The sequence below is a fragment of the Phyllobacterium sp. P5_D12 genome (genome assembly GCF_054049495.1).
The window spans coordinates 1-3,699 of record NZ_JBFUMG010000444.1; the positions used below are offsets into that span (position 1 = coordinate 1).

Annotated in this window: 3 protein-coding genes and 1 pseudogene; all 4 read left to right on the forward strand. The window is 56.6% G+C overall.

Annotation, left to right across the window (positions count from 1 at the left end; all coding sequences use genetic code 11):
- Nucleotides 1-299 (forward strand): annotated as a pseudogene (locus tag ACXJ5O_RS21405) (phosphatidylcholine synthase); the annotation flags it as partial.
- The gene (locus ACXJ5O_RS21410) at nt 299-1,276 is read left to right on the forward strand and encodes a quinone oxidoreductase family protein (protein ID WP_457301652.1); all 978 of its coding nucleotides are present in this window, start codon (nt 299-301) and stop codon (nt 1,274-1,276) included. The pseudogene ACXJ5O_RS21405 and the gene ACXJ5O_RS21410, both read left to right, overlap by 1 nt.
- Nucleotides 1,277-1,405: 129 nt before the next feature.
- Nucleotides 1,406-2,959, forward strand: a complete 1,554-nt coding sequence (locus ACXJ5O_RS21415) for an ABC transporter ATP-binding protein (RefSeq protein WP_457301653.1) — start codon at nt 1,406-1,408, stop codon at nt 2,957-2,959.
- Nucleotides 2,959-3,699: ABC transporter permease (locus ACXJ5O_RS21420; RefSeq protein ID WP_457301651.1), on the forward strand; the 741-nt coding region annotated here is incomplete at its 3' end. The genes ACXJ5O_RS21415 and ACXJ5O_RS21420, both read left to right, overlap by 1 nt.

The window sequence follows — 3,699 nt, forward strand, 5'->3', positions numbered from 1 at the left end:
TCTTTACGTTGTTCATCGTGCGCCCCGGAGAATGGGTGGCCTTCGCCATCGTTCTCGTTGCAGCGATCGTCTCCTTCCTGCCGATCTATTTCCTCCATCCTGTGCGGGTGCAGCGCTTGCGGCCGCTCAATCTCGCAATATTCTTCCTGTGGTGCGCCTTTGGTGCATATTCGCTGTTTCAGGAGCTGGATTCGCCGCTTTGGGTGCGGATCGGCATTTCGGTGACGGGCATCTATCTTTTTTTCATTGGAGCCGTGATGCAGGCGTTCCCCAATCTCGGACGTACGGAGAAAGTATGATGGTCAAAGCTGTTCGCATTCATCGGGTTGGCGGGCCTGAAGTATTGACCTATGAAGACATCTCCGTTGGCGCTCCGGGACCCGGCGAAGTGCGCATACGCAACGAAGCCGTCGGGCTCAATTTCCTCGACGTCTACTACCGGACTGGCCTCTATCCGTCGCCAAGCGGGCTGCCGCTGATCCCGGGCCATGAAGGTGCTGGCGTCGTCCTGGAGGTCGGACCCGACGTTGAGGATTTCAAGACTGGCGACCGCGTCGCCTATACCACTACCATAGGCGCCTATGCCGAAGAGCGACTGATCGCGACCAAATTCCTGGTCAAAGTGCCGGAGGCGATATCGCTGGAACAGGCCGCTTCGATGATGCTGAAGGGGCTCACAGCACAATATCTGCTGCGCCAGACCTTTCCCGTCAAACAGGGCGATACGATCCTCTTCCATGCTGCAGCCGGCGGCGTTGGCCTGATCGCCGGGCAGTGGGCAAAACGTCTTGTTGCGACGGTCATCGGCACGGCCGGGTCGGATGAAAAGGTCAAGCTGGCGCTGGACAATGGCTACGATCACGTCATCAACTACAAGACCGAGAATTTTGTCGAACGGGTAAAAGAACTTACCGGCGGCAAAGGCGTCGATGTCGTTTACGATTCGGTCGGCAAGGATACGTTTGACGGCTCGCTGGATTGTTTGCGCCCGCGCGGCATGCTGGTATGTTTCGGTCAGTCTTCCGGACCAGTTCCGCCTTTCGATCTCGGCATCCTGTCACGGAAGGGATCGCTTTATTTGACGCGTCCAACGCTATTCGTATATGCGGCAACGCGCGACGCGCTTGTCGCTGGCGCCGAAGAGCTTTTCGACCTGGTGGCGAACGGCATTATCCGCATCGAAATCGGCCAGACCTACGCGCTGAAGGACGTTGCAGATGCGCACCGCGACCTGGAAGGACGGAGAACCACCGGCACGACAGTGCTTATTCCTTAAGCCACCGTTACTGATGCCCGAATATTGTGCGCAAATGGCCGCAACCGTACGTTTTGTACTTTCCAAATTTGGTGGGCCTGACATAGGATCGAAAAACGGTCTTGGCCGCGGGGAATTATGACAAGCACAATAACAAAAGACGGCTCTGAAAAACCGTTACTGGAAGCCGAAAAGCTCACCAAAATTTTCGGGACACTCAAGGCTTGTGACGGGATTGATCTGAAGATCGGAACCGGCGAGATTCATGCGCTCCTGGGCGAGAATGGCGCGGGAAAATCCACCCTTGTCAAAATGTTGTTCGGTGCATTGCAGCCAACTTCCGGAGACATCGCATGGAAGGKTGAACGTTTTACAGTTACCAATCCTGCCGTGGGAAGATCACTGGGTATCGGTATGGTTTTCCAGCATTTTTCCTTGTTTGATGCGCTGACCGCTGCCGAGAATATTGCCCTGTCGCTGGACGAGAAGTCGCCACTCGACACGATCGCCACACGGGCCCGCGAGATCGGCCAGACCTATGGTTTGCCGGTCGATCCTGACGCGCTTGTCGGTGATCTTTCGGTTGGCGAGCGGCAACGCATCGAGATCATTCGCTGCCTGTTGCAAAATCCTGATCTGATCATCCTGGACGAGCCGACATCAGTGCTCACTCCGCAGGAAGCCGATCTTCTGTTTGTGACACTGGAACGTTTGCGCTCGGAAGGAAAATCCATCCTTTACATCAGTCACAGGCTGGAGGAAGTACGCAGGCTTTGTGACCGCGCAACGGTACTCAGGCACGGTAAGGTTRTCGGCCAATGTGATCCACGCACGCAGACTGCAGCTTCATTGGCGCGGATGATGGTGGGGAATGATATCCATGTCATTGAAAGGCTTCCGGCAGAATGGACGGACCGGATACCGCTTATTGAGGTGAACGGCCTGTCGCAGCGGCCGCGCGGGCCATTTTCGGTGGCGCTTCATGATATCTCTCTGTCGATCAATGGCGGAGAAATTCTCGGTATTGCCGGGGTTGCCGGCAATGGCCAAGGCGAACTCTTTGAGGCGATTTCCGGCGAAGTACTGCAGGAAAGTCCTCAAGTCGTGCGCATCCGCGGAACAGATGCCGGCAGAATCGGAATATCGGCCCGGCGCAAGCTTGGCGCAGCTTTTGTGCCCGAGGAGCGGCTTGGGCACGGTGCAGTGCCCGATATGTCTCTAACCAACAATTTGCTCCTGTCGCGCCATTCAACGGATCGAAAAATGTTCCTGACTGGCGGTGTGCTGAAACTTGTATCGGAATCCAGCCTCGCATCTGCGGCAAAGCGCATCGTCGTGCAAATGGATGTGCGCAAAAGCGCAGAAAACCCCGATGCGTCAGCGCTTTCCGGCGGGAACCTGCAAAAGTTTCTCATCGGGCGGGAGCTCGATCGTAACCCGTCGGTGATAGTCGTCAACCAGCCGACATGGGGTGTCGACGCCGGCGCGGCTGCGCTTATTCGTCAGGCATTGGTCGACCTTGCCCGCAGCGGCTCGGCCGTGATCGTGATCAGCCAGGACCTCGATGAACTCTTCGAAATCTCCGACCGCATCGCGGCGATGGTGCATGGCCGTCTTTCCGAATCTGTGCCAATCGAAGCAATGACAATGGAACGCGTCGGTTTGATGATGGGCGGCGCCGACGCTACGGCGGGAGCCGCATAATGCGGATCGAGATCGTCAAACGTCCGCAGCATTCAGTTTTGTTTAGCGCCTTGTCGCCATTCATCGCGCTGTTCCTGACTTTGATTGCAGGCGCAATCCTGTTTTCCATACTCGGCAAAAACCCGATTTCAGCGCTCTATTCTTACTTCATCGAGCCTTTGACCGAGGTCTGGTCGATCCACGAATTGCTGGTGAAAGCGGCACCGCTGATCCTCATTGCGGTAGGGCTTTCCGTTTGTTTTCTTTCGAATAACTGGAATATCGGGGCTGAAGGACAGTTCATCGCAGGCGGTATTGCCGGGTCAATCCTGCCGGTCGTCTTCCCGGACTTTCAGGGCTGGTACGTGTTGCCGATTATGCTCCTGCTCGGAATGGCGGGAGGCATGGCCTACGCGACGATCCCGGCATTTCTGAAAGTCCGCTTCAATACGAACGAGATTCTCACCAGCCTGATGCTGGTTTACGTTGCACAGCTTTTTCTCGACTGGCTGGTGCGGGGCCCGTGGCGCAATCCTCAAGGCTACAATTTCCCCGAGACGGTGCAGTTCAGCGATAGCGCCATCCTGCCGGCGATATGGCCAGATTCGGGCCGGGCGCACTGGGGTTTTGCTCTCGCCATAGTCGCTGCAGTGCTTGTCTGGTTCATGCTGTCACGCACGTTGAATGGCTTCGAGATCAAGGTGCTTGGCCGTAGTTCCAGGGCAGGGCGCTTTGCCGGTTTCAGCGCCGGCCGGCTGACG